Source organism: Ralstonia flatus (assembly GCF_958439105.1).
GTDB classification, from domain to species: domain Bacteria; phylum Pseudomonadota; class Gammaproteobacteria; order Burkholderiales; family Burkholderiaceae; genus Ralstonia; species Ralstonia flatus.
The window spans coordinates 172,836-197,006 of sequence record NZ_CAUDLI010000009.1 but is presented as its reverse complement, the minus strand read 5'-3'; the positions used below and the strand labels follow the sequence as shown (position 1 = coordinate 197,006).

The 24,171-nt window shown below is 63.6% G+C and carries 18 protein-coding genes, 1 tRNA gene and 3 pseudogenes; 7 read left to right on the top strand and 15 right to left on the bottom strand.

Features of this window, described 5'->3' with window-relative positions; all coding sequences use genetic code 11:
* The first annotated feature begins 22 nt into the window (after nt 1-22).
* The 3 genes from R2676_RS19960 to R2676_RS19950 are packed head-to-tail and all read left to right on the top strand — an operon-like array spanning nt 23 to nt 4,064.
* Nucleotides 23-1,591 carry an ABC transporter substrate-binding protein gene (locus tag R2676_RS19960; protein WP_206275233.1) on the top strand — a complete coding sequence of 523 codons (1,569 nt, stop codon included), beginning with the start codon at nt 23-25 and terminating at the stop codon, nt 1,589-1,591.
* 5 nt (nt 1,592-1,596) lie between these two features.
* Nucleotides 1,597-3,477 carry an acyl-CoA thioester hydrolase/BAAT C-terminal domain-containing protein gene (locus R2676_RS19955; protein ID WP_206275232.1) on the top strand — a complete coding sequence of 627 codons (1,881 nt, stop codon included), beginning with the start codon at nt 1,597-1,599 and terminating at the stop codon, nt 3,475-3,477.
* On the top strand, nt 3,474-4,064 hold the full coding sequence (locus R2676_RS19950) for a peroxidase-related enzyme (protein WP_027681125.1): 591 nt from the start codon (nt 3,474-3,476) through the stop codon (nt 4,062-4,064). Before R2676_RS19955 ends, R2676_RS19950 begins: the two co-directional genes overlap by 4 nt.
* Before the next feature lie 73 nt (nt 4,065-4,137).
* Here R2676_RS19950 and R2676_RS19945 read toward each other — a convergent pair whose 3' ends face one another.
* Entirely contained in the window at nt 4,138-6,435 is a 2,298-nt protein-coding gene (locus tag R2676_RS19945; RefSeq protein ID WP_206275231.1) for a xanthine dehydrogenase family protein molybdopterin-binding subunit, read from the bottom strand.
* Nucleotides 6,432-6,899: a (2Fe-2S)-binding protein gene (locus tag R2676_RS19940; protein ID WP_206275230.1), complete on the bottom strand. Its 468-nt coding sequence runs from the start codon at nt 6,897-6,899 to the stop codon at nt 6,432-6,434. Before R2676_RS19940 ends, R2676_RS19945 begins: the two co-directional genes overlap by 4 nt.
* Before the next feature lie 181 nt (nt 6,900-7,080).
* On the opposite strand from R2676_RS19940, the gene R2676_RS19935 reads away from it, so the two are divergent.
* A tRNA-Ser gene (locus R2676_RS19935) sits at nt 7,081-7,171 on the top strand.
* 315 nt (nt 7,172-7,486) lie between these two features.
* Here the strand turns inward: R2676_RS19935 and R2676_RS19930 are convergent.
* Both R2676_RS19930 and R2676_RS19920 read right to left on the bottom strand, forming a co-directional pair.
* Nucleotides 7,487-7,795 (bottom strand): annotated as a pseudogene (locus R2676_RS19930) (LysR substrate-binding domain-containing protein); the annotation flags it as partial.
* Between the two features lie 473 nt (nt 7,796-8,268).
* Nucleotides 8,269-8,482, bottom strand: a pseudogene (locus R2676_RS19920) (integrase core domain-containing protein); the annotation flags it as partial.
* Nucleotides 8,483-8,752: 270 nt separating this feature from the next.
* Between R2676_RS19920 and R2676_RS19915 the strand changes: the two are divergent.
* Both R2676_RS19915 and R2676_RS19910 read left to right on the top strand, forming a co-directional pair.
* A complete protein-coding gene (locus R2676_RS19915) occupies nt 8,753-9,781 on the top strand; it encodes an IS110 family RNA-guided transposase (protein WP_316887423.1) in 1,029 nt (342 codons plus the stop codon).
* 281 nt (nt 9,782-10,062) lie between these two features.
* Nucleotides 10,063-10,844, top strand: a pseudogene (locus R2676_RS19910) (transposase); the annotation flags it as partial.
* Between the two features lie 54 nt (nt 10,845-10,898).
* On the opposite strand, the gene R2676_RS19905 reads toward R2676_RS19910, so the two are convergent.
* The 5 genes from R2676_RS19905 to gtdA form a co-directional block, all read right to left on the bottom strand.
* Nucleotides 10,899-12,242 (bottom strand): MFS transporter, encoded by a 1,344-nt coding sequence (locus R2676_RS19905; RefSeq protein WP_316887421.1) that lies wholly within the window; start codon nt 12,240-12,242, stop codon nt 10,899-10,901.
* Nucleotides 12,243-12,351: 109 nt separating this feature from the next.
* Nucleotides 12,352-13,566: a 3-hydroxybenzoate 6-monooxygenase gene (locus R2676_RS19900; RefSeq protein ID WP_316887419.1), complete on the bottom strand. Its 1,215-nt coding sequence runs from the start codon at nt 13,564-13,566 to the stop codon at nt 12,352-12,354.
* Between the two features lie 30 nt (nt 13,567-13,596).
* Nucleotides 13,597-14,238 carry a maleylacetoacetate isomerase gene (gene maiA / locus R2676_RS19895; protein WP_316887418.1) on the bottom strand — a complete coding sequence of 214 codons (642 nt, stop codon included), beginning with the start codon at nt 14,236-14,238 and terminating at the stop codon, nt 13,597-13,599.
* Between the two features lie 11 nt (nt 14,239-14,249).
* Nucleotides 14,250-14,945 carry a fumarylacetoacetate hydrolase family protein gene (locus tag R2676_RS19890; protein WP_316887417.1) on the bottom strand — a complete coding sequence of 232 codons (696 nt, stop codon included), beginning with the start codon at nt 14,943-14,945 and terminating at the stop codon, nt 14,250-14,252.
* A gap of 83 nt (nt 14,946-15,028) precedes the next feature.
* Entirely contained in the window at nt 15,029-16,075 is a 1,047-nt protein-coding gene (gene gtdA / locus R2676_RS19885; protein ID WP_316887416.1) for a gentisate 1,2-dioxygenase, read from the bottom strand.
* 131 nt (nt 16,076-16,206) lie between these two features.
* Between gtdA and R2676_RS19880 the strand changes: the two genes are divergently transcribed.
* Entirely contained in the window at nt 16,207-17,154 is a 948-nt protein-coding gene (locus R2676_RS19880) for a LysR family transcriptional regulator (protein WP_316887415.1), read from the top strand.
* An 8-nt stretch (nt 17,155-17,162) separates the two neighbouring features.
* On the opposite strand, the gene dmpG is transcribed toward R2676_RS19880, so the two are convergent.
* From dmpG to R2676_RS19850, 6 genes are read right to left on the bottom strand one after another with little or no spacing between them, the layout of a single operon-like run.
* Nucleotides 17,163-18,206, bottom strand: a complete 1,044-nt coding sequence (gene dmpG, locus R2676_RS19875) for a 4-hydroxy-2-oxovalerate aldolase (protein WP_316887414.1) — start codon at nt 18,204-18,206, stop codon at nt 17,163-17,165.
* 17 nt (nt 18,207-18,223) lie between these two features.
* Complete coding sequence (locus tag R2676_RS19870; protein ID WP_410482522.1) at nt 18,224-19,168, bottom strand: acetaldehyde dehydrogenase (acetylating); 945 nt, start codon at nt 19,166-19,168, stop codon at nt 18,224-18,226.
* Between the two features lie 16 nt (nt 19,169-19,184).
* Entirely contained in the window at nt 19,185-19,982 is a 798-nt protein-coding gene (locus R2676_RS19865) for a 2-keto-4-pentenoate hydratase (RefSeq protein ID WP_316887411.1), read from the bottom strand.
* A gap of 36 nt (nt 19,983-20,018) precedes the next feature.
* Nucleotides 20,019-20,570 carry a flavin reductase family protein gene (locus R2676_RS19860; RefSeq protein ID WP_316887410.1) on the bottom strand — a complete coding sequence of 184 codons (552 nt, stop codon included), beginning with the start codon at nt 20,568-20,570 and terminating at the stop codon, nt 20,019-20,021.
* A gap of 18 nt (nt 20,571-20,588) precedes the next feature.
* A complete protein-coding gene (locus R2676_RS19855) occupies nt 20,589-23,036 on the bottom strand; it encodes an efflux RND transporter permease subunit (RefSeq protein ID WP_316887409.1) in 2,448 nt (815 codons plus the stop codon).
* Nucleotides 23,033-24,091, bottom strand: a complete 1,059-nt coding sequence (locus R2676_RS19850) for a WD40/YVTN/BNR-like repeat-containing protein (protein WP_316887408.1) — start codon at nt 24,089-24,091, stop codon at nt 23,033-23,035. Before R2676_RS19850 ends, R2676_RS19855 begins: the two co-directional genes overlap by 4 nt.
* Between the last annotated feature and the right edge of the window lie 80 nt (nt 24,092-24,171).

Below are 24,171 nucleotides of genomic sequence, written 5' to 3'. Positions count from 1 at the left end.
AAAACAGGAAAAGGGAACCCACGTGAAACGCCTCCTAGCCTCGTCGCTTGCTGTAGCGCTGTTTGCCGCTGCCGGCGCTGTCAGCGCGCAGACGCTGAACATCGCCTTTGCCGATCCGCTGTCGTCGCTCGACCCGCAGTTGAACAACCACGCCGGCGACCGCTCCGTCGACGTGCATTTCTGGGATCTGCTCGTCGAAAACAAGTGGAACAAGCTGCAGCCCGGCCTGGCGCTGTCGTGGAAGACGCTGGATGCGAAGACGTGGGAATTCAAGCTGCGCCCGAACGTGAAATGGCACGACGGCCAGCCGTTCACGGCCGATGACGTCATCTTCTCGTACCAGCGCGCGCGCAGCGTGCCGGGCAGCGTGGCAACGTTCGCGGGCTATCTGCGCACGGTGGAGTCCGTCACGGCCAAAGACCCGCTGACGCTGATCATCAAGACGAACATCCCGAACCCGGACTTGCCGCTGAACCTCGCATCCGTGCACATCGTCAGCAAGCATGTGGGCGAGAAGTCGAGCACTGAGGACTACAACGCCGGCCGCGCCGTGGTGGGCACGGGCCCCTACAAGTTCGTCTCGTATGTGCCGGGCGACCGCGTGGTGATGGCGCGCAACGACAACTACTGGGGCGGCAAGCAGCTCTGGGAGAAGGTCAATTACCGCTACATCAACAATGCTGCCGCGCGTACGGCCAACCTGCTCTCAGGCGAGGTGGACGTCATCGACAAGGTATCGGTGTCTGACCTGGCGCGCCTGCGCCAGTCGCCCAACGTGAAGGTGTTCGCCTATCCGGGCCTGCGCGTGATGCTGCTGCAACCGAGCTTCCGCAAGGGGCCGAACGATTACATCACCGGCAACGACGGCAAGCCGCTGCCGAACAATCCGCTGCTGGATGTGCGCGTGCGCCGCGCGCTGTCGCTCGCCATCGACCGCAAGGCGATCGTCGACCGCATCCTGCAAGGCGCCGCCACCGTCGCCAACCAGTGGATGCCGTCGGACACGTACGGCTACAACCCCGACGTGAAGGACATCGCCTACGACCCGGCACAGGCCAAGAAGCTGCTGGCCGACGCAGGCTTTCCGCAGGGCTTCAACCTCGTGATGCACGTGCCGAATGACCGCTATCCGCAAGGCCCCGAAACCGCGCAGGCGGTGGCGCAGTTCTGGACGCGCATCGGCGTGAAGGCGCGCGTGGAAGTGGTGCCCTGGTCGGTCTACTCGGGCCGCGCCAACAAGAATGAATATGCGATGAGCATGCTGGCCTGGGGCAACGGCACGGGCGAAGCAAGCTACGCGCTCGTCAACGTGCTGGCCACCGTCGATACCAAGAAGGGGCTCGGCGCATCCAACTGGGGCCACTACAGCAACGCGGCTGTCGACAACGCGTTGAACGCCTCCACCGAGGAATTCAACGTGGAAAAGCGCGCGGCCATTCTTCGCCATTCGGTCAAGCTGGTCTCGGATGATGTTGGCGTGATGCCGCTGTACCACTACCAAAACGTGTGGGCCGCCAAGAAAGGCCTGAAGGTGACGCCGATGACGAGCGATCGCACGGCGGCGCAAATGGTCACCAAGGACGGCAAGTAAGCGCCATGGGAACGTTCGCGCTCAGCGTGACGCCGGCGGATGACCTGATCGACGTATCGCGCGGCATCGTCGTGACGGGGCTTGCGCCCGGCGCCCAGGTCGGCATCGTCGCGCAAACGCGTCGTGGCAATGGCGTGCTGTGGCACAGCCGCGCCGCATTCGTTGCCGATGCGCACGGCACCGTGGACCTGACGCGCGACGCGCCCGTCTCCGGTGACTACGCCGGCGTCAGCGCGATGGGCATCGTCTGGAGCCAGCGCCCGGAAGACGGCAAGGCACGCGAGGTGTTTCCACAGCCAGTCGCGGAGCCGTTGACGACCACGCTGACGGCCACGGCCAACGGCGAGTCGGTCCACGCGCGCTTCGTGCAACGGCTGGCCGCGCCGGGCGTGACGCGCCACGATGTGCGCGACGATGGTCTGGTCGGTACGCTGTACCTGCCCGATCCGTATGCGCACCCGGGGCCGCGCCCTGCGGTGCTCATCCTCAACGGCTCGGGCGGCGGCATCAACGAGCCGCGCGCGGCGCTGTTTGCTTCGCACGGCTATGCGGCGTTTGCGCTGGCCTACTTCAAGGCGCCGGGGCTGTCGGACTACATCTCGAATACGCCGCTGGAATATTTCGAGCGTGCGCTTGCCTGGCTGCGCAAACGCGTGGAGCCGCTGCACGACTTCGTTGCCGTGAGCGGCCAGTCGCGCGGGGGTGAACTGGCATTGCTGCTGGGTGCGACGTTCCCGGAAGCCGTGTCTGCGGTCATTGGCTACGTGCCGGGCGCCGTCGTGCACAGCGGACAGAACGCCGCAGACCCTGCAGTCGGCCGCGAAGGCCCGACGTGGCTGTATCGCGGTCAGCCGCTGCCGCATCTGTGGGAAGGCAACCGCACCGCGACCTGGGCACCATTCGACGAAGGCCCCGCGCCGCATCGCCACGAGCGCGCCATCCGCACCGCGCTGCAGGATGCCGATGCCGTCGCACGCGCGCGCATCCGCATTGAGCGCGCGCGCGGTCCGGTGCTGCTGCTCTCCGCCACCGATGACGGCTCGTGGCCCTCGAGCGACTACTCGCGCATGGTGACCACCAAACTGGCCGAGGTACGCCACCCCTACCCCGTCCAACATTTCGATTACGAAGGCGCGGGGCACGCCATCGTCTTCCCATACGTGCCGACCACGCAGCTCGTCTATGCGCACCCGGTGTCGGGCCGCATCAGCACCGGCGGCGGCGAGCCGCGTGCCAACGCCCGCGCCGACGCCCAATCGTGGGCAGCAGTGCTTCGCTTCCTCGCCAGCGCGGTGGCCGCGCGCGGCGCGTCCGTACCCGATTCCCGGAGTCTTTCATCGATGGATTTCTCGCCCGCACAAGATGTGGTCGACCAGGTTGCCGGCCTGGAAGACGGCAGCGCCACGCACGCGCTGCGCCATGCCCGCGAAAAGGTCGCCACGGCCACGCAGGGCAGCTACGACGCATTGTTCGACGCAGGCCTGCCCGGGCTGACGTTGGGCGAACGCCTGCTCGTCGCGCTGTACGCCTGCCGCCTGACACCGGCGGCTGAACTGGCCGAACACTACCGCGCACGCCTCGCGAATACGCCGGTCGACGCAGATGCGTTGCAAGCCGTCGACCACGGCGATATCGACACGCTGACCGACACCCGCCTGCGCGCCATCCTCGCCTTCACGCGCACGCTCGTCGAACGCCCCATCGAGGGCGACCGCGATGCGCTGTTGCGCTTGCCCGCAGCGGGCCTCGCCACGGCCGACGTCGTGACGCTCGCGCAGCTCATCGCTTTCCTGTCGTATCAGACGCGACTCGTTGCCGGCTTGCGCGCGCTTCGCGAAGCCGCCGGCAGCGGCAGCGCCACCGCCTCCACGGAGACCGCAGCATGACCGAGATCATCCGCGCCCACGGCTTCACCAACGAATCGCTTGAATGGCAAGCATGGCTGGATGTGGTCGACCTCGACCGCGCCACGCCCGAGCAGATCGCCGTGCTGGAAGAAAGCCATCCGAAGGCGAAAACGTCGGACTACTACCGGTTTCTCGTTCACCAGCCCGAGATCCTGCGTCAGCGGTCGGCGGCGTTCAACGCGATCATGTATGCGCCGGGCGGCCTGTCGCGTGCCGAGCGCGAACTCGCCAGCGCGGTGGTGTCGCGCGTCAACGGCTGCGTGTATTGCGCATCCGTCCACGCACAGCGCTTCGAGCAGTTGGCCAAGCGCAACGACGTGATCAAGCAGGTCTTTGAAGACCCGCACATCGCCGGCACGAACGCGCGCGAGCGAGCCATCGTGCTGTTCTCGATCGACCTGACGATGCGCCCGGGCGATGTACGCGGCGAAGACTTGCAGCCCCTCAAGGCCGCTGGCCTGACCGACGCAGAGATTCTCGACCTGATCCACGCCGTGGCCATCTTTGCGTGGGCGAATCGGCTGATGCTGAATCTGGGCGAACCCGTGTTTCCGGACGCGGCCTGAGACGGGCGGCATCGCTCCCAAGAAAAAAGCCGCAGGTGTGCGCCTGCGGCTTTTCTGTTTCAACGCAGCGGCGTCACACCATTGGCAACTGCCGCACCGGCTTGCCCGTCAACTGCGCCACGGCATGCGCCACGGCGGGCGCGATCGGCGGCACCCCCACCTCGCCCATGCCGCTGGGCTCCGCGGTGCTCGGCACGATGTGTGTTTCGATGATGGGTGTCTCCGCCATCTTGAGCGCCGGGTAGTCGGGAAAGTTCGACTGCACGACCTGGCCGTCCTTGATGTCGATGCGGCCGTACAGTGCCGCCGTCAGGCCGAAGATGACCGCGCTTTCCATCTGCTGCGCAACGATGCCCGGGTTGACCACCGTGCCGCAATCGACCGCGCACACAACGCGATGCACGCGCGGCTTGCCGTCCTTCATCGACACCTCCACCACTTGCGCGACCACGGAGCCGAAACTCGGATGCAACGCAATGCCGCGCGCACGCGGTGCGCCGTCAGCGGCGGGTGCCAGCGGCTGCCCCCAACCGGCAGCCTGCGCCGCCGTGTCCAACACCTTCAACTCGCGCGGATGGTCCTTCAGCAACTCGCGCCGCATCGCCAGCGGATCAAGCTTGGCCCGGGTCGCCACCTCGTTGAGAAAGCCCTCCATGAAGAACCCGTTGTACGAGTGCCCCACGCTGCGCCAGAAGCCCACGGGAACCGGCAGATCGACCGCCAGATGCGCGATGTGCTCGTGCTCGATTTCGTACGGCAGGTCGAACAGGCCTTCGGCGGTGTAGCGATCGATGCCCGCTGATGGCGCACCGAACAGTCGATCCAGCTCGCCCGCAAGAATCGATTGTCCGGCGCTGCGCGAGGCAATCGCGGTGACCTTGCCGTTTTCGACGCGCGCCTTGAGCCGGGCGATGGCGTGCGGGCGATAGAAGTCGTGGCGGACGTCTTCTTCGCGCGACCAGATCACCTGCACCGGCTTGCCTTCGGTCTTGGTGGCGATGGTCACGGCCTGGCCGATGAAGTCCGATTCCAGCCGTCGCCCGAAACCGCCGCCGATGAGCGGGATGTCGATGTGGACCTTGTCGCCGCTCACTCCAGCCGCGCGCGCTGCTACCACCTGCGCCAGCGTGGCGACCTGCGTCGGTGCCCAGAGATGCACGCCGTCTGCCGTGACCTGCGCGGTGCAGTTGATCGGCTCCATCGTCGCGTGCGCGAGATAGGGCGCGCTGTATTCGGCCTCGACGATGGTGGCGCCATCGGCCTTGTCGAAGGCTTTCAGGCCATCACCCATCGACCGATACGTGAAGCCGCCCTTGTCGCTGTCGAGCGCGCTGACAAGCTGCTGCCGGATGCCTGCGGAATCGAGCTTGGCATGCGGGCCGTTGTCCCACACGGGTTCGAGCGTTGCCAGCGCCTGCCGGGCCTGCCAGTAATGGTCTGCCACCACGGCCACGCCCGGCGCACCACCGCCCGTGCCATCGAACGGCACCACGTAACGCACGCCCGGCATGCCAAGCGCCGCTTTCGACTGGAACGTCTTGAGCTTGCCGCCAAACACCGGACACATGACGACCGCGGCATACAGCATGCCCGGCAGGCGCGTGTCGATGGAGAAGCGCGCGCTGCCATCCGTCTTCGCGGCGAGGTCGTTGCGCGGCGCCGGCTTGCCGATCAACTGGAATTGCGAGGCCGGCTTGAGCGTCACGCTGGACGGCGCAGAAATACCACGCGCGGACTTGGCCATCTCGCCAAACGTGGACTGCTTGCCGCCGGGGCCGATCAACTGGCCTTCGCGGATGCTGACGTCGGCAGCCGGCACATTCCATGCGCGCGCTGCCGCTTCCACCAGCGCTGCGCGCGCCGTGGCGGCGGCTTCGCGCACGGGCTGCCAGCCGTCGGCGGTGCTGCTGCTGCCGCCGGTGATGATGAGGCCGATCTCGCGCGCGCTCTTCGCCATGATCCAGTGCAGTGCGCGGGCCCACGTCTTGTCAGCGCTATCGGGATGCAGCGGCAGCGAACTGTCGCCCATGGCGACGACGTTGCCGTAGATGCGCTCCACCGGCGCACTTTCGATACTCACGCGCGAGAGCGGAATGTCCAGCTCTTCGGCCGCCAGCATCGACAGCGCGGTGTGGATGCCCTGGCCCATCTCCACACGCGGCATGGCAAGCACGACGTTGCCTTCGGGCGTGATCTTGATCCAGCCGTTCAGCGCAATCTCGCCGTTGTGCTCGGGGAAGATGTTCGCGTCGCCCACGCGGCTGCGCGGCGGCATCACGCCCCAACCGACGACGAGTGCGCCGCCAATGCCCAGCGCACCCAGCAGGAAACGGCGGCGTCCGCTGCGCGGTTTCGTTGCCTTCGCGTTCATGCGCGGCCCTCCCGCAGCGCCTTCGCAGCGCGCTTGATGGCGGCGCGCATGCGCGGATAGGTTCCGCAGCGGCAAATGTTGGTCATGGCCGCGTCGATGTCGGCATCAGTCGGATCGGGATGTTGGGCCAGTAAGTCGGCCGCGGCCATCAGCATGCCGGACTGGCAGTAGCCGCACTGGGGCACCTGCTCATCCACCCAGGCTTGTTGCAGCGCGTGACGTTTGCCTTCGCCGCCGGCCAGGCCTTCGATGGTGGTGATGTGCTTGCCGGCCACCGCGGCCACCGGCAGCACGCAGGACCGGACGGCTGAACCGTCAACGTGTACGGTGCATGCGCCGCACGCCGCCACGCCGCAGCCGAACTTCGTACCCGTCAGGTTCAGGTGATCACGCAGCACCCACAGCAGGGGCGTGGCCGGGTCGCAGTCAACGCTGACCGGCTTGTGGTTGACGTCCAAATCCATGGGGCCGTGGTCTCCTAGTCCTTGTGATTTTTTATGCTGGCAAAGCGTACGTTCAAACGGCTGGGAGCGGCAATAGTGGTCACCCTCGGTTGCTTGCTGCGCCGGAGAACCGACAACCTCGTCCAGACCAGGGCAACAGGGGTTGGCTAGCTCGCCCGGTGTGCTACAATCGCGGGCTTCCGGAGAGATGGATGAGTGGTTTAAGTCGCACGCCTGGAAAGCGTGTATAGGTTAATAGCCTATCGGGGGTTCGAATCCCCCTCTCTCCGCCAGCTTCCTATAAGGCTTTGCGCGCCGCGTAAGACCGGGGTTGTGCCATAGAATCGGGGTTGTGCCATAGAACACGGCGCGCCGTAGTAGCAGGTACAGCATGAAGCCTCGCATTGCGAGGCTTTTTTGTTTCTTGACACGTCCTGAATAAGGTTGACACTTATTCCGAGCGAAAGACGTGAAGCAGCCTCACTCTAACGAAAGTGGCATCTTCCAAAAGCGAAGATCGCCGGCGTAGTTGCGTCGCCCGTCGAGGCGCTTTTCCGTGCCTGATCGATTCCCGACCAGCGCAGCCACCACCAGTGGACTAACCGCCGTCAACTCGCCGCGAGGGCTGGACTGTCCGGCGGGAACTGGCTCCGGATCCGCGCAGCTAGGTAGTCAATCAACAACCGCACCTTCGGCAGCAGTCCTCTGCGGAATGGGAATGCCACGTGAACGATGCCGCCCTTCGGCGCCCAGCTGGGTAAGATATCCACGAGCGTCCCGTTACTTAGATCATCCTCGACCACCATGTACGGCAATTGGACGATCCCGACACCATGCTGCGCGGCCCGACGCAGCGCGATCATGTCATCGCTGACATATCGGGGTTGATGCCGCACCTGCGCCTCCATATCTTCCGGCCCGAGTAACTGCCAGACGTGGTCGCGAGGCGGCCCTCAGCCGAGACTAGCCGTGTCGGCCAGATTTGACGGATGCCTCGGCAATGCGCGGTCCTTCAGGAACGCAGGACAGACGACGAGCCGCTGTCGACTTTCCCCGAGCACCCGCATGACCAGACCACTGTCTTGGCGACTACTCCTCGACCACCTGCTCAAATGCCGCCGCCAGATAATCCACAAGCAGCCTGAGCGACGGCAGCAGCCCCTCCTGGATGGAAATACGGCATGCAAGATTTCCGGCCTTGGAGCCCATTGCGGCAGTAGCCTAGCGAGCGAGCCGTCGGCCAATTGCTTGGTCACCATCATGACCGACAAATGTGCAACCCCGACTCCTCCGACGGAGGCATTGCGGATGGCGATCATGTCACCGGTGACGAAGCGCGGCCGGTTGGCGTGACCGATATTCCGGTCCAGTTTGTGCGAGAGGTTGAAGTTTATTGGATGGTGCTCGGTTGTTGTGCCGCCAGCGGTGTTGGGCGGGACGCAGCAGGTGCCGGCGGCACGGTATCCCAGCGACGAATGCGAGCGCCGCATGTTGTAGTGCCCGCGCCATTGTTCAATGACGACCTGCGCTTCCTTTAGGCTGTAGAACAGCTCGCCGTTGAGTAGCTCATCGCGCAGCTTGCCGTTGAAGGACTCGCAGTAGCCGTACCCCCGAAGGCGGCACCTACAAGCCCAGCCGTGAATCCGAACATCCGCACGAGAACATTGAAGATGCACCAATGTATGCTTTCGTATCGCATTGTTCCAATAGGTAACCAGTGATTCGTTTTCTCTACCTGGAGCGGCCCCCTGAATCCCCGGACACAGTCACCCACTTAAACTAACGGGTAGGCATACGACTGTGTTAATGGGATGGTCGCCCCCGCCTCCGCGAAGCGCGTACGCTACGGAGGCCTTTACCGAAGGGGAACCATCATGGAAGACGTAGCGCTGGTAGGTATTGACCTTGGCAAGCATTCGTTCCATCTGCACGGCCAGGATAGGAACGGCAAGGAAGTGTTTCACCGGAAGGTGACTCGTAAGCAGCTGGTTCAGTTGCTTGCCAATTTTCCGGCGTGCACGATTGCGATGGAAGCTTGTGCCGGCGCTCATTTCATGGCGCGCACGCTGAGCGGTTTTGGCCACAAGGTTCGATTGATCGCCCCACACTTTGTCCGGCCCTTCGTAAAGAGCAACAAGAACGACTTCGCTGACGCCGAGGCGATCTGCGAGGCGGCGTCGCGACCGTCTATGCGGTTTGTCACGCCGCGAACAGAATCGCAGCAAGTTCTATTGGCATTGCACCGTGTCCGGGATTCGTTTGTGCGCGATAGGGTGTGCACAGGAAACCAGGTACATGGATTCCTGCTGGAGTTCGGCATCAGCCTGCCGGTGGGCAGCACCGTGATGAAGCGCCTGCCGGCCGTGATTGCAGAACATCCGCTTCCGCCGCAGCTCGTGGCGATACTCGAGCGCCTCCATACCCACTACAAGTATCTCGATGAACAGATTGCGCAGATCGACAAGGAACTAGCACGTCAGCTTGCCGACGATGATCTTGGGCAGCGTCTAATGACGATCCCTGGCGTAGGGCCTATTACCGCGAGCGTACTCTCAGCCGAAGTGGGTGATGGGAAGCAGTATCGCAACAGCCGAGACTTCGCGGCATCGATCGGCCTCGTGCCACGGCAGTACAGCACAGGCGGTAGAGCCAATCTGCTGGGGATCAGTAAGCGAGGAGACAAGAACATCCGGCGGCTGCTTGTGCAATGTGCGCGGTCGTATATGCGAGATGTCGATAAACGAGTCGGTGCGCTAGCTGAATGGGTGCGAGCTCTATTGGCACGGCGACACTCGAGCGTTGTGGCATGCGCCTTGGCCAACAAGCTAGCTCGAGTCGCATGGGCTATCGCTGCGAAGCACACCGCATTCACTGCCAGCAACGTTCAGATGCTGCCTGCTTGAAACAATAGAAGTCGATGTCTGGATCAACCATCTGGTTTTGCGATCGCAGGAAATTTGATGACGTAAACGGCATACCGGCCTGAACGAACAACCCGATAGTCATAAAGGCTCTCGAAGCCGATGTGTTTTTTAGGATCGTCAGGCGCGACTCTCATCGTGGCGCGGGACTAAGTTCCCAATACGACGCCGGATAGATTTGAGCAAGCCCGCTACAACATCAAGAGCCTGCATTGCAAAATTGGGGGCGACCATAGATTATGACTAACAGCAACCAAGAAGTGATGGAAGTGTTGACGGGCCCGGAGCGCCGTCGGCGGTGGTCGGTGGAAGAGAAGCTGGCGATGGTCAGGGAGAGCTTCGAGCCGGGTAAGACGGTCTCGATGGTGGCGCGCCAGCATGGCGTGAATCCGAATCAGGTGTTCCAGTGGCGCAAGCTGTACCAGGAGGGGAGCCTGTCGGCAGTGAGTGCGGGCGAGGAAGTGGTGCCGGCCTCAGAGCTGGCCGAAGCGCTCAAACAAGTCCGTGAGCTGCAGCGCATGCTCGGCAAGAAGACGATGGAGAACGAGATTCTGCGCGAAGCCGTGGAATACGGTCGGGCAAAAAAGTGGATAGCGCGCTCGCCATCGTTGCCGGGGGACGACCAGTGAAGCAGGTTTGCGAGGTCCTCGGCGTAGCGCGCTCAAACGTGGCGGCCAAGCGCGCCCAGCCGGCAGATTGGCGCGACGGGCGCTCGGCCCGGCAAACGGATGACGCTGGCTTGGTTGAGGAAATCCGACACGTCGTCGCTGACCTGCCGAGCTACGGCTACCGGCGGGTCTGCGGCCGACTGCGGCGCGAACGGGAGCGTCGATGCGAAGCGCCGGTCAATGCCAAGCGGGCCTATCGGGTCATGCGCGTGCACGGCCTGCTGCTTGAGCGCAGGCCGACGCCGCGCCCACAGCGCCGACACGACGGTAAAGTCGCCGTGGCCAAGAGTAACCAGCGCTGGTGTTCCGATGTCGACGAGGCCATTGCCTTCGTAAATGCGTGTGATCGGCCACTGGCGCTCTACTGGTACGGGACCGACAAGGCGCGGCGCGATCGGGAGTTGGAACGCAAACGGTTCCCCGCGCGTGTGTTAGGTCGCAGCCATCCGCTGCTCCACTGCGGTTCTCCGCACGACGCCGAGCGATAACATTGTTGCTCCCGCAATCAGTGCTGGCACGCCAATCACCGCAAACAAGGTAGGCATGCCAAGGTCCATTGACAGCATCGTTGCGCCTCCAACGGAACCCAAGACCGAGCCGAGCCGACCGATGCCATTGGCCCAGCTCACACCAGTCGCACGGCAGTCGGTCGGATAGAAGCTGGCCGACAAGGCGTTCGCGCCAACCTGCGAGCCCGAAATGCAGAAGCCTGCCAGGAAGACTGCCGTGGCTGCAGCCCAAGGCGTAGTAGCCAGGCTACCGACAGCGGCAATGAAGACGCCCGCCAATGCATAACTCGCAGCCAGTACATAGTGCGGGTTGACGCGATCCATCAGCCAGCCCAGCACGATGGCCCCCACCGTGCCGCCAATCTGGAACATTGCCGTAATCAGCGCCGCGGTGCGCAGCGACAAACCGGTCCCGCGTAGCAGCGTCGGCAGCCAGCTCGACAACAGGTAGATCACCAGCAGGCTCATGAAAAAGGTGAGCCAGAACAGCAGCGTGCCGCGCACGAGCTTGGGTGCGAAGAGGCGGCTTACGGGCGATTTCGTGCCGCGCTCCTCGCCAACGACGAAGGTCACATCACGCAGGTCTGCGGTCGGTGCTATGCGCTGCAACGCTAAAGCCACGCGTTCTGGGGGCCTATTCGCCATGACTAGGAAGCGGATCGATTCCGGGAGCGTCCGCGCAAGCAGCAATGCGAGCACCAGTGGCGAGATGCCGCCAACGATCAGCACAGAACGCCAGCCATATGCGTCGATCAACGCGGCTGACGCAAGACCACCGAGCGCGGAGCCGACCGTGAAACCGCAGAACATGGTGGTGACCAGGAAGGAGCGCCTGCGCTCGGGGCAGTACTCGGAGGTCAGCGTGATCGCGTTGGGCATCGCGCCGCCCAGGCCAAGCCCGGTCAAGAAGCGCAAAACCACCAGCTCCCACAGCGTGCCCGACCATGCGGAAGCCAGGCTGGCCAGTCCAAAAAACAGCACAGACGCCAGCAGCACGCTCTTGCGTCCACGACGATCCGCCAGAGGGCCGAATACGAACGCTCCGGCCATCAGTCCGGCCAAGCCGGCTCCGAACAATGGGGCGAGCTGCGCCGCACCCAGATTCCAATCGGCCCGGATCGCGGGCGCAATGAAGCCGATGGCGGCCGTGTCGAAGCCGTCAATTGCGACGACAAGAAAGCAGAGCACGACGATCGTCACCTGAAAAGGCGACAAAGGGTGTTCGTCGATGAACTTCGTGATGTTCAGCGGTAGGCTGGCAGGCATGTTGTCTCCTCCGTTGTGCCATGTTTGGGCGACAAGCGGCCAGCAGCTGCATTGGCTGCCGATTCCGTCTGCTGGTGGGAAGTGGTAACGCGGGGTAAGGTTGCGTTCGTCAGAGCCAGGGCGTGAGGCTCAGACACTGCTCTGCGCGCCAGCCATGGAGCCATTGCAGCGCGTCGTAGAACTGCGTCTGCGAGCGTCCAGCCCACAGCGTGTTTCGCACGAGGCGGTCCACACCCTTGGCATGGTAGATGCGCCCCATGTCGCGAGCCGCGTACAACACACGGGCAGTGCGTGGGATGCGGGCTTCCTCATAGAGGCGAAACGCCTGCTCAAAGTCCGAGTCGGCTGCGTCCACTGCGGCGCCAAGTGTGACGGCATCTTCGAGGGCTTGACAGGCGCCCTGTGCGACATACTGCGTCATCGGGTGGGCAGCATCACCCAGCAGCGTCGCGCGGCCAAAGCTCCAGTGCTCGACGGGGTCTCGGTCTGCCGTGGCCCAGCGCTTCCATGAGGTTGGCCTGTCGAGCATCTGGTGCGGCATCGGATGGATACCCTCGAAGTACGACAGGACCTCTTCCTTGCTTCCATCGCGAACGCCCCATGTTTCGCGCTCGCGGCTGTGGAACGTCACCACCAGGTTGTATTGCTGGCCGCCGCGCAATGGGTAGTGAACCAGGTGACAGTGCGGCCCCGCCCAGACCACCGGTGCATTGACCTGCAGATCCACGGGCATGTTAGCCACACCAACCACCGCCCGGTATACGACATGGCCCGTCACCCGCGCCTCGTCACCCACCAATGCCTGGCGGATGGCGGATTTGACGCCGTCGCAGCCAACCACGGCGTCCGCTGTATAACGCACACCACGTTGATCGATGACGGTCACGGCATTGGCGTCCTGCTCGAATCGCTCCACCCGCGTGGCAGTGTGAAACTGGATCAGCGGATGGTCGCGCACCGCCTCGAAGATCGACAGGTGGATGTCCGCACGGTGAATCACGGCATACGGATTGCCGAAGCGCTGCTGATAGGCCTGGCCCACATCGACACGGGCAATGGTGTGCGTGTCAATGGCGTCCCGCATCTCAAGGTAATCGGTAAAGACCGCGCGATCGCGTGCGGCCTGCCCCACGCCCAGTGCATCGAGCGCGGCGAACGCATTGGCGCCAAGCTGAATCCCGGCGCCGATTTCCCCAATCTGCTCTGCTTGCTCGAGCAGTTCGATGCGGATGCCCTTGCGTGCCAATGCGAGCGCCGCTGCCAATCCGCCGATCCCGCCCCCGATGATCAAAACCTTGCGGCTGGCGTTACGTGTGGTGTTCATGCTGGTCTCCTGTCACCTGCGATCGTGTCGTCAGGACGTGTAATCGGGTTGCTGCATCGGGGCAGCCTGCGCGAAGGCCGGGTGTGCGCTGGCGAACGCGTGCACGGCCATCGCACGCTCGAACCGATCCATCTGACACCCCATCCGCAAGGCGTTGGCAATCTGCGGGACCAGCGCCACGTCGGCGAGGGTTGGGGAATCACCAAAGCACCATGTCCCGTGGCCATGCAGGACAAGGAGGCGTTCGACGGCCGTCATGCCCTCATGGATCCAATGGCGGTACCACGCCTCCTTCTGCTCTGGCGTTACCTTCAGCACATCCTGCAGGTAACGCAGCACGCGCAGGTTGTTGATGGGGTGGATGTCGCAAGCGATGGCGTTGGACAGCTCCAGCACGCGAGCACGCTGTACCGGGTCAAGCGGGATCAGCCGCGGCTCCGGATAGACCACATCGAGGTAATCAATGATTGCCAGCGACTGGCTCACCTGTAGCGCGCCGTCTACGAGCGCCGGTACAGCAGCCGATGGACTGACGTGCTGCACATACTCCGTCGTGCGGTGCTCGCCTGTGCGGATGTTGACCGCCAGGTAGTCATACGGCAGCCCCTTGAGTGTCAATGCGATTCGCACGCGGTACGACGTGGAGCTGTTAAAGAAACTATAGAGCTGCATGGCGCGGCCTCTTAGACAACCCGGACCTTCAACTCGCCCAGACCATCGACGCCAGTCACGATACTGTCGCCCGACTTGACCGCCCCCACACCCTCCGGTGTGCCGGTGTAGATCACATCGCCCGGCTCAAGACGGAAGAACTGCGAGAGATAGGCCACCGTTTCCGCTACCGACCAGATCAGGTGCGAGACATCGCTACGCTGCTTGGTTTCGCCGTTGACGGTCAGCCAGATGCCGGCCTGCTGCAGGTGACCGAGCGTGCTTGCGGGATGAATCGGGCCCATCGGCGCGGAGACGTCGAAGGCTTTGCCGATCTCCCACGGACGCCCCATCTCACGCATCTTCATCTGCAGATCGCGGCGGGTCATGTCCAAGCCCACGGCGTAGCCCCAAACGTAGTCGAGTGCGTCATCCACGGCGATATCAGCGCCGGATTTTCCGATGACCGCCACGAGCTCGGCTTCATAGTGGTAATTCTGCGTTTGCGGTGGGTACGGCAGCTCCAGGGTCTGCCCGTTGGCGACGGGCACGATGGCGTCTGCGGGCTTGCAGAAGAAAAACGGCAGCTCACGGTCATCGAAACCCATTTCGCGAGCGTGCGCAGCATAATTGCGGCCGACGCAGTAGACGCGCCGTACAGCGAACTGTGCATCGGTCCCGGCAACCGGAACAGCAGTGATAGCAGGAGGCGTAAAAACGTAGCTCATGGTGACTCAGTCGAATCGTTAGGGTGAACGAGGCCAGCGGCGGTGCCGTACGGCGCGCCGCAGGGACAATCAGCGGTGGGGGACTACGTGCGCGCTTCGCGCAGCAGGTTCAGGGCAGCCAGAACGGGCCGATCGGAATAGCTGAACAGCACCGCATCTTCGAGGGCACCCAGCTGCACCGGCGCCCACGACGGGGCGACGAACACATCTCGAGGCTCGAACTGGAACTGCGCGTCGCCAATGCGTGCTGTGCCGCGCCCCTCAACCACGCAATAGACGGTGGCATCGGTGCTCCGATACGTCTTGCCGGCAAAGCCCGCAGGCAGGTATTGCATGAAGGTCGCGATGGTCGGCATCGGCCATCCGCCTGTTGCCGGGTTGACGTAGCGCAGCTTGACGCCATCCCAGGCGTCGAGTTCGCCGTTGCGGTAAAGCTGGTCCAGCGCCTCGCGCGAGCGTTCGTATGGATAGCTGAAGATGGGTGAGGTCGGGTCGGTCACGCGGTGTCGCACCGGCACCATGTTGTGACCAAAGCGGGCAAAGCTGTCCCCCTCTACACGCGTGACAGGCTGCTGCGTCTCGGGGTAGTTCTCTGCAAAACCCGCATCGAATTGCTGCACGAGCGGAATATCCAGGCCATCGAGCCATACCACCGGCTCGCCACCTTCATCAACGCTCGGGCAACCGTGGTCGTGCCACGTCCACGACGGCGTGATGATGAAATCGCCGGGATGCATGGTGGTGCGCTCGCCGTTGACGGCAGTCCATGCGCCCCTGCCTTCGACGATAAAGCGCAGCGCCGACTGCGTGTGCCGATGGCTTGGCGCGATCTCGCCCGGCAGAATCAGCTGCAGGCCCGCGTACAACGTCGATGTAATGCTCGATTTGCCGGGCAAGCCCGGGTTCTCCAACACCAGCACGCGGCGTACCGCCTCTTCCGCGCTGATGATGCTGCCGGCCTGCATTACCAGCGGGCGGACTTCCGAGTATTTCCAGATGGCCGGCGTGATGCGCGGCTGCGGCTCGCGCGGCACCAGCGAATGGAGCGACTCCCACAGCGGGGTCATATGGCTGCTGGCAATGCGTTCGTAATAGGCGGCACGCGCGGCTTTCGGATCGTGTTCTGACATGCTGTCTCCATCACTTCTGGCGAGCACTTCATCAAGTGTCGCTTTGTTATTTGGTGTTATACGTGTCTGGCTATAAGATTTGAAATTATCAATTGATCTGCTCAATACGTTTTTTCGTATAGGTGACGTTTGTGGATTGGACCCAGCGTTTGCGCCTGCGCAATCTCCAGATGCTGCTCAGCCTGGCCGAGACCGGCAACATGAGCCAGTCGGCGGCCCTTCTGAACACCACCCAGCCAGGGCTTTCCAAGTGGCTGAAAGACCTGGAAGAAGACATCGGCCTGCCGCTGTTTGAGCGCCAAGCGCGCGGGCTGCGGCCTACCCCTTACGGCGAAGCACTGATCGAGCATGCGCGCCGCATCGAAGCACAGCTCGACGTGGCGCGCGACGACCTGCAGGCCATGCGCGAAGGCGGCAGCGGCCTGGTGGTGGTGGGCACATCCGGCGCATCGGCCTCCGATACCGTGCCGCTGGCGGTACTGCAACTGATGCAGCAGTTGCCCAAAGCGCAGGTTCGGCTGGTCGAAACCACCATGGACCGGCTGATGGGGCTGCTCGTGCGTAGCGAGCTCGATATCGTGGTGGGGCGCTCTGCCCCCGAACTGCAGGATGCCCAGGTTCGTTCCGAATCGCTCTACATGGAACCGATCCACTTCGTTGTGCGACCGCGTCACCCGCTCGTGCTGGCCCGCGACATCGACTGGGACGACCTGCAGCGCTGCCGCTGGGTCATCTGGCCGCGCGGCACCCCGATCCGCACCGCGCTGGAGGCCGCACTTGCCAGCGCCGACCGCGCGCTACCAGCCGACTGCGTGGAGAGCAACTCAACGGTGCTCAACCTCACATTGCTCAACAACAGCGATATGGTGGGCGTGGCTTCCCACCGCACGGCACGCCGACTGGAAGAGCTCGGCGCCTTGCGCATCGTGCCGCTACGGCTGGCCGGTTTTGGTTCGGTATCGATGTACTGGCGAGACGACGGCATGAAACGCTCGGCCGTGTCGGCCATGCTGGAATGTCTGCGCCGTGCCGCGGACCGGGGCGTGACCGATATCACGCGAGCGCCTTCTCAAGCCTAACGCGCAATTCAATGCCGTCGGGCGTCACCAGCATCGCGCCGTTGCAGCATATCCAGCGCCACATCGACGATCATGTCTTCCTGTCCACCGACCATACGTCGCTTGCCCAGCTCGACCAGGATGTCGAAGGCCGATAGGCCATACCTCTGCGCAGCGGCTTCGGTGTGGCGCAAGAAGCTGGAATACACGCCGGCGTAACCGAGTGCCAGTGTCTCGCGATCGACACGAACAGGACGCTCCTGCAGCGGCCGCACGATGTCTTCCGCCGCGTCGATCAGCTTCTTGACGTCGCAGCCGTGGTGAAGTCCCATGCGGTCCGCCGCAGCAATGAACACTTCCAGCGGCGCGTTGCCTGCGCCCGCGCCCATGCCGGTCAGGCTGGCGTCGATACGATCGCAGCCGTGCTCCAGCGCCACAATCGAATTGGCCACGCCCAGCGACAGGTTGTGGTGGGCATGCATGCCCGTCTGCGTCTCGGGCTTCAGCACATCCTTAAAGGCCTTAAAGCGGTCAGCGACGTCGTACATGTTCAGAGCGCCGCCGGAGTCCACCACGTACACGCATTGCGCTCCGTAGCTCTCCATCAGTCTTGCCTGTTCGGCAAGGTGTTGCGGCGTAGTCATGTGACTCATCATCAGGAAGCCCACGGCATCCATGCCCAACAGGCGTGCATACTCGATGTGCTGCTTCGAGATGTCGGCCTCGGTGCAGTGCGTGGCCACGCGCACGATGCGGGCGCCCGCGTCGAAGGCGTGCTTCAAGTCGTGGATGGTGCCGATTCCGGGCAGTAGCAGCGTGGCCACCTTGGCGTGCTTCAGCACATCAGCCACTGCGGCAATCCACTCGAGGTCGGTGTGAGCACCGAAGCCGTAGTTGAAGCTCGAACCCTGCAGGCCGTCGCCGTGAGCGACTTCGATACTGTCCACGCCTGCCTCATCCAGCGCACGCGCAATGCGCACAGCCTGCTCCAGCGAGTACTGATGGCGGATAGCATGCATGCCGTCGCGCAACGTGACATCGGAGACGTAGATCTTTTTGGTCTTGTCGAACATGGGAATTCCTTCGAGGCTTAGATACCGAGCTTGACGGCCGCCAGCCGATCCGCGGCTGCCAGCGCTGCGCTGGTCATGATGTCGAGGTTGCCGGCATAGGCCGGCAAGTAATGCGCTGCGCCTTCGACCTCGAGGAAAATCGACACCTTAAGGCCGGCCTGCCGGCCAATGCCCGGCACGTTCAGCGCCCGGTCAGCCTCGAAGCGCTCGAACTGCACGGCCTGCTTCAGGCGGTAACCCGGCACGTATTCGGCAACACTGGCTGCCATGTCGCGCACGGATTCACGGATCGCGTCCTGATCGGCATCGAGCTCGGCCAGGCAGTAGACCGTGTCGCGCATGATGAGTGGCGGCTCAGCGGGGTTCAGCACGATGATGGCCTTGCCGTGCCGCGCGCCACCGACCTCGACGATGGCCCGTGACGTCGTCTCCGTAAATTCGTCGATATTCGCCCGCGTGCCGGGGCCCGCGGACTTGCTGGCAATCGACGCGACAATCTCCGCGTAATGGACTGTGGCAACGCGAGACACAGCGCGCACCATCGGGATGGTCGCCTGCCCGCCGCAGGTCACCATGTTGATGTTGGGTGCATCCAGGTGCGCATCGAGGTTGACGACCGGGATGACATAAAGACCGACAGCTGCGGGCGTCAGATCAATCACGCGCACGCCGTGAGCCTGCAGCAACGCGTTGTGGCGCGCATGCGCGCCCGCAGAGGTCGCGTCAAAGGCGATGCCGATATTGGCGAAATTCGGCATCCCGAGCAGCCCATCGATACCTTGCGCCGTGATCGGCACGCCCAGCCGTGCGGCCCGCGCGAGACCATCCGACGCGGCATCGATACCGACCATCGCCCCCATCGTCAGATGCTCGGCATGACGCATCACCTTGATCATCAGGTCGGTGCCGATGTTGCCGGACCCAATAATGGCGACCGGGATTTTCTTGCTGTCTTCAATCATCATTGCCTCTGGCACCTTATTCCGAGAACACGGCACGCACGTCGCCAAGGCCCTCGATCCGGGCCACCAAACGGTCTCCATCCTTGACCGGAACCATGGGACCGAGGGCTCCGCTCATCAGCACATCGCCTGCCTTGAGTGGCGAGCCCCTCCTGACCATCATGTCAGCCAGCCATACCGCGGCATTGAGCGGATTGCCGAGGCAGGCAGCGCCGGTACCGGCGGACACCTGCTGGCCTGCGCGTTCCATCGCCATGGTGCAGTTCACCAAATCGAGTTCGCGCAGGCGCGCCGGCCGGGAACCCAGCACAAAGAGTCCGCTCGACGCGTTGTCGGCGATGGTGTCGGCGAGCGTGATGTCCCAGTTGGCGATGCGGCTGCCGACGATCTCGATGGCGGCAACGGCGTAGGCCGTGGCGCCGATGATGTCTGCGAAGGTGTGCTTCTCGTGCGTCAGATCACGCTCCAGCACCAGCGCGATCTCGGCTTCGGCCTTGGGCTGGAGCGTGCGGGACAACGCGATTTCCTCTCCGTCGCCGACGGCCATGTCCGCGAACAGCATGCCGAAATCTGGCGAATCCACCCCCAGCTGTTTCTGCACGGCCACCGAAGTCAGGCCGATCTTGCGGCCGACCAGCCGGCCGGTACCGAGTCGATGCTGCGTGTTGCAGGCCTGCACGGCGTAGGCTGCCTCAATGAGGTCGGCGTCGCTGGTCGCTTCGCGGATCAGTTCGCGAACAGGCGGGCATGGGGTCCGCGTGGCTTCTGCTTCGCGCAGGCGGTACGCGATCTCCGCGATCAGTTGTTGGTTCATACCGGAATCTTTCTTGTTGAAAATGGTTGGCGGCGCTCAGTGCGGGATCTGCCTGAAGGCGCCGTTGATGTAGACCAATGCGTCTTCATCGATGCAACCTCGGGTCGCAAGCACTTCGCACAAAAACACGTGGTGCGTGCTTTCGTCATAGACCTTGACCACACGGCAGTCGAAATTGACGAGCGCGTTGTCGAGGGCCGGTGAATGGGTCACCATCGTGCTCCAGCTCCCATGCCGGAAACGCTCGTCGCCATGGACGCCTTCGACCATGCCGGCAAAGGCCTTCGCCACGGCTTCCTGGGGGCCGGACAGAACATTCACGCATAGCGCGCCACTGCGCAGAATGATGTCCGCTGCGACCACGTTCTTGTTCACGAACACGGCCAGGCGTGGCGGCTCGGCTGTCACGGAAACCACTGCCGTGGCCGTCAGCCCGGCGCGTGCACCCTCATGCCCGGCGGTGATGATGTTCACCGCCGCGGCAAGGTTGCGCAGCCCGGTGCGATGCTCCTGTGCGCTCACGGAGGGCAACGCCTGCAATGCGAGGTTTGGCGTCCAGTCCAGGCGCTGGTTGATTGGCTGGTCCATCGATACGCTCCTAGGTCTTCACGATGCCGATGACGTCGGCTCAACCGGCTGCAGTGAGGCAGCGTCCTGCTCAGGTACGGGGCGCTCGCCCTGGGGGAACAGGAAATGGGACAGCGCCGGCAACAGGATCAGCGCGCCCAGCATGTTCCAAAGGAACATGAAGGCCAGCAGGATGCCCATGTCTGCCTGGAACTTGATCGGAGAGAAACCCCACGTCGCCACCGCCAGCCCAAGCGTGACGCCGGTGAGCACGACCACGCGGCCGGTGAAGAGCAACGCCTGGTAGTAGGCCCGCGACAGGCTCTCCCCCTTTCGCAGGAAGGACAGCATCACGGTCAGCATGTAGAGCGCGTAATCGACGCCGATGCCCACGCCCAGTGCGATGACCGGCAGCGTGGCCACCTTCACCCCGATGCCGAGCGCCACCATCAGCGCTTCACACAGCACCGAAGTCAGCATGAGCGGCAGCACCGCACAGACCACGCCCCGCCAGGATCGGAAGGTGATGAAGGCCAACAAAATCACCGCCGCATACACCAGCAGCAGCATCTGTGTGTTGGCGGTCTTCACCACAATGTTGGTGGCCGCCTCGATGCCGGAGTTGCCGGCAGCCTGCAGGATCTTCACGTCCTTGCTGTCGTTGCGCCGGGCGAAGTCTTCAACTGCAGCCACGACTGCCGACAGCGTGTCGGCCTTGTGGTCCTTCAGGTAGATGTAGACCGACAGCAGGTCGCAGCGCTGGTTGAAGACCTCGCGCGGGGCGCGCGTCACGATGGGGTTGATCATGCTCTGCGAACGCGGAATCTCGTACCAGAGCATGCTGCCTTCGTTCATGCCGACAGCAATCTTCTTGGCCACCGCCGCCAACGAGTTGGTGGACTCCACGCCGGGCAACTGCTGCAGTTCCCACGCCAATGCGTCCACTTTGATGAGATTGGCGTAACTGGCGCATTCGCCGGGCGGCGTCTTCAGCATGGCGATGAAGATGTCGCTGCTCGCCGCGTAGTTCTGCGTCATGAAGGCGTTGTCGCGGTTGTAGCGCGAATCCTGGCGCAGCTCCGCCGCCCCAGGATCGAGGTCGCCGATCTTCAGACGCAGGCTGGCGGCAAAGCCGATCGATCCGAGCATCAAGGCGACGAGCAATGCCGTGCCGGCCCATCTGCGCTGCGTAAAGCGATCGAGAAACGCCCACAGCGCGTGTTTGCGGTGTGCAGCAGCCTGCGTGCTATCCGTCTCGGCCCTCAGGCTGCGTTGCGCCGCGGCTGCGCTCACACCCGTGTACGACAGCAGGATCGGCAGCAGGATCAGGTTGGTGAAGATCAGCGCCGCCATGCCGATGCTGGCGGTGATGGCCAGATCCTGGATCACGCGGATATCGATGACCATCAGTACCGCGAAGCCTACGGCGTCGGCAAGAAGCGCGGTCAGGCCGGCCAGGATCAAGCGGCGGAAGGTATAGCGCGCCGCCACCAGCCGGTGCGTACCGCGGCCGATGTCCTGCATGATGCCGTTCATCTTCTGCGCGCCGTGACTCATCCCGATCGCGAACACCAGGAACGGGACCAGGATGGAATACGGATCCAGCTCGAAGCCGATGGTCGGCAGCACGCCCAGCAACCAGATCACCGCCACCAGCGAGCAGGACACCACCAGCAAGGTGCTGCGCCAGCAACGTGTGTACCAGAGCAGCACTGCGGTGCAGAAGGCAATCGCCACGGCAAAGAACAATAGAACCTGCCGCAGGCCGCTGATCAGGTCACCGACGATCTTGGCGAAGCCGGTGACATGGATTCTGATGCTGTCGCTCTCGTATCGGGCGCGGATCTGTTCGATCCTGTCGCTCAACTGGCGGTAGTCCAACCGCTGCCCAGCACCGTCTGCGCCCTCCATCAGCGGTACCAGCACAATGCTGGAGCGGAAATTGGGTGACACCAGGCTGCCGATCTCACCGGAGCGCTCTACGTTTGCGCGCAGTTTGCGCATGGCTTGCGGTGATCCGTCGTAGCTGTCGTCGATCACGGGGCCGCCGTCCAGGCCGTCTTCCGTCACACCGAGCCAGCGCACGGCGGGCGCCCACAATGACTTCATGAAGGGGCGGTCCACGCCGGGCAGCAGGAACACCTCATCGTTGATCTTGCGCAACGTCTCCAGGTAGTTGGCGTCGTAGATGGTGCCCCGCGTGTTCTCCACCGCGATACGCAACACGTTGCCCTGGCCCAGATCTGCCTTGTGGGCCAGATAGTTGGCGATGTACGGATGCTTGGCCGGAATCATCTTTTCGAAGCTCGCCCCAAGCGTCAGTCGAGTGGCCTGGAAACCCAGAACGGCAGTGACAAGCAAGCAGAACACGATCACTGCCGCGCGGTGGTTGAACAGCAGGCGCTCAATCAAGGAGCCGGATTGCCGATCAAAGCCCGTGAGGTCCCGAATAACGGGCGGCGTATCTCTTGTCGGAACGTGGCTCATAGCTTGCGCACCTCCTTATCGCCGCCGGCCGTGAAGCGCACTGGACCACGCACACTGCTGCCGACAAGCGCGCCATCCACGGTGAGTGTGATATCCGTCATCGGCGCCCTGCGCTGCACTACGTGGAACTGGCGGCCTTCGTTGTCGCCAAGGTAGATCTGGCCGGATTCGTCCACCAGCAGAAAGCCGCCCGTATCAAGGCGTGCGCCAGCCATGATGGAAACCGGCGGCAGCTCCACCCGCTCCCAGTTCGCGCCGGCATCTGCGCTGCGAAAGACGTTGCCTTTCAGGCCGTAGGCCAGAAGGATCCGCCCCGAAGCGGAAGACACCGCACCAAAGACCGTGCCTTTGCCCGGGAAGCCGACGCGACCAAAGTGATTGCCACCGTCTGCGGACGCGAGCACGGTTCCCTGCTCGCCCAGTAGCAGAAGCGCATCTGGCGTCTTGACGATGGCATACAGGTGGCGTGCGTCCGCTGCCGCAAGATGCCCCATGACGGAGTACCAACTATGGCCGCCGTCTTCGGTCCGGAATGCCATGCCGTAGGCGCCCACCACCATGCCATGCTGTGCGTCGGAGAATTGCACGTCGAGGAAGGGTTTGTCGGCGCCGTCCTCAGCGAGTCGACTGGCATCGGCGGCACGGCGCGAAGCATCGCCGTCCTCGCGCCTGGCAGCATCCAGCTCGAGTCGTGCGGCTCTCATGCCATCGAGCTGCTTGCTCCAACTCTCGCCGGCGTCGTGGGTGGCCAATACCACCCCGCTGTGGCCGACTGCCCAGCCATTCTTTTCATCGACAAAGCGCACACGCGTCAGCGCTGCGGATACGGGCACCTTCGCCTGCCGCCAGTGGTGACCGTTGTCATCGGAAAGCAGGATGACGCCGCGCTCACCGACAGAAACAAGGCGGCTGCCGGCACGGGCCACGGACAGTTGCACGAGCGTGGCTGCCCTCTCCGATGCCACAGCAGGCTGATCGAGTACATCAGCCTTCGCGCTGCCAAGGCAGCAGGCGACGGCCAGTGGGAGAAACCAGCCAAGTCGGCGGGCTGGCATATTCAACATCGTCATGGGATTACACATCATGGAGTTTCAGCGGGACGTTGCGCTGCGCGGGGCGTGCCGCCTGCCGGATC

What these genes read in the sequence shown, in the direction of transcription:
- R2676_RS19860 (WP_316887410.1), bottom strand. Translation starts at nt 20,570, where the DNA reads ATGGACCAGCCAATCAACCAGCGCCTGGACTGGACGCCAAACCTCGCA.
- R2676_RS19945 (WP_206275231.1), bottom strand. Translation starts at nt 6,435, where the DNA reads ATGAACGCGAAGGCAACGAAACCGCGCAGCGGACGCCGCCGTTTCCTG.
- R2676_RS19905 (WP_316887421.1), bottom strand. Translation starts at nt 12,242, where the DNA reads ATGCCTGCCAGCCTACCGCTGAACATCACGAAGTTCATCGACGAACAC.
- R2676_RS19865 (WP_316887411.1), bottom strand. Translation starts at nt 19,982, where the DNA reads ATGAACCAACAACTGATCGCGGAGATCGCGTACCGCCTGCGCGAAGCA.
- gtdA (WP_316887416.1), bottom strand. Translation starts at nt 16,075, where the DNA reads ATGTCAGAACACGATCCGAAAGCCGCGCGTGCCGCCTATTACGAACGC.
- dmpG (WP_316887414.1), bottom strand. Translation starts at nt 18,206, where the DNA reads ATGTTCGACAAGACCAAAAAGATCTACGTCTCCGATGTCACGTTGCGC.
- R2676_RS19855 (WP_316887409.1), bottom strand. Translation starts at nt 23,036, where the DNA reads ATGAGCCACGTTCCGACAAGAGATACGCCGCCCGTTATTCGGGACCTC.
- R2676_RS19870 (WP_410482522.1), bottom strand. Translation starts at nt 19,168, where the DNA reads ATGATTGAAGACAGCAAGAAAATCCCGGTCGCCATTATTGGGTCCGGC.
- R2676_RS19890 (WP_316887417.1), bottom strand. Translation starts at nt 14,945, where the DNA reads ATGAGCTACGTTTTTACGCCTCCTGCTATCACTGCTGTTCCGGTTGCC.
- R2676_RS19915 (WP_316887423.1), top strand. Translation starts at nt 8,753, where the DNA reads ATGGAAGACGTAGCGCTGGTAGGTATTGACCTTGGCAAGCATTCGTTC.
- R2676_RS19900 (WP_316887419.1), bottom strand. Translation starts at nt 13,566, where the DNA reads ATGAACACCACACGTAACGCCAGCCGCAAGGTTTTGATCATCGGGGGC.
- R2676_RS19850 (WP_316887408.1), bottom strand. Translation starts at nt 24,091, where the DNA reads ATGCCAGCCCGCCGACTTGGCTGGTTTCTCCCACTGGCCGTCGCCTGC.
- maiA (WP_316887418.1), bottom strand. Translation starts at nt 14,238, where the DNA reads ATGCAGCTCTATAGTTTCTTTAACAGCTCCACGTCGTACCGCGTGCGA.
- R2676_RS19940 (WP_206275230.1), bottom strand. Translation starts at nt 6,899, where the DNA reads ATGGATTTGGACGTCAACCACAAGCCGGTCAGCGTTGACTGCGACCCG.
- R2676_RS19950 (WP_027681125.1), top strand. Translation starts at nt 3,474, where the DNA reads ATGACCGAGATCATCCGCGCCCACGGCTTCACCAACGAATCGCTTGAA.
- R2676_RS19955 (WP_206275232.1), top strand. Translation starts at nt 1,597, where the DNA reads ATGGGAACGTTCGCGCTCAGCGTGACGCCGGCGGATGACCTGATCGAC.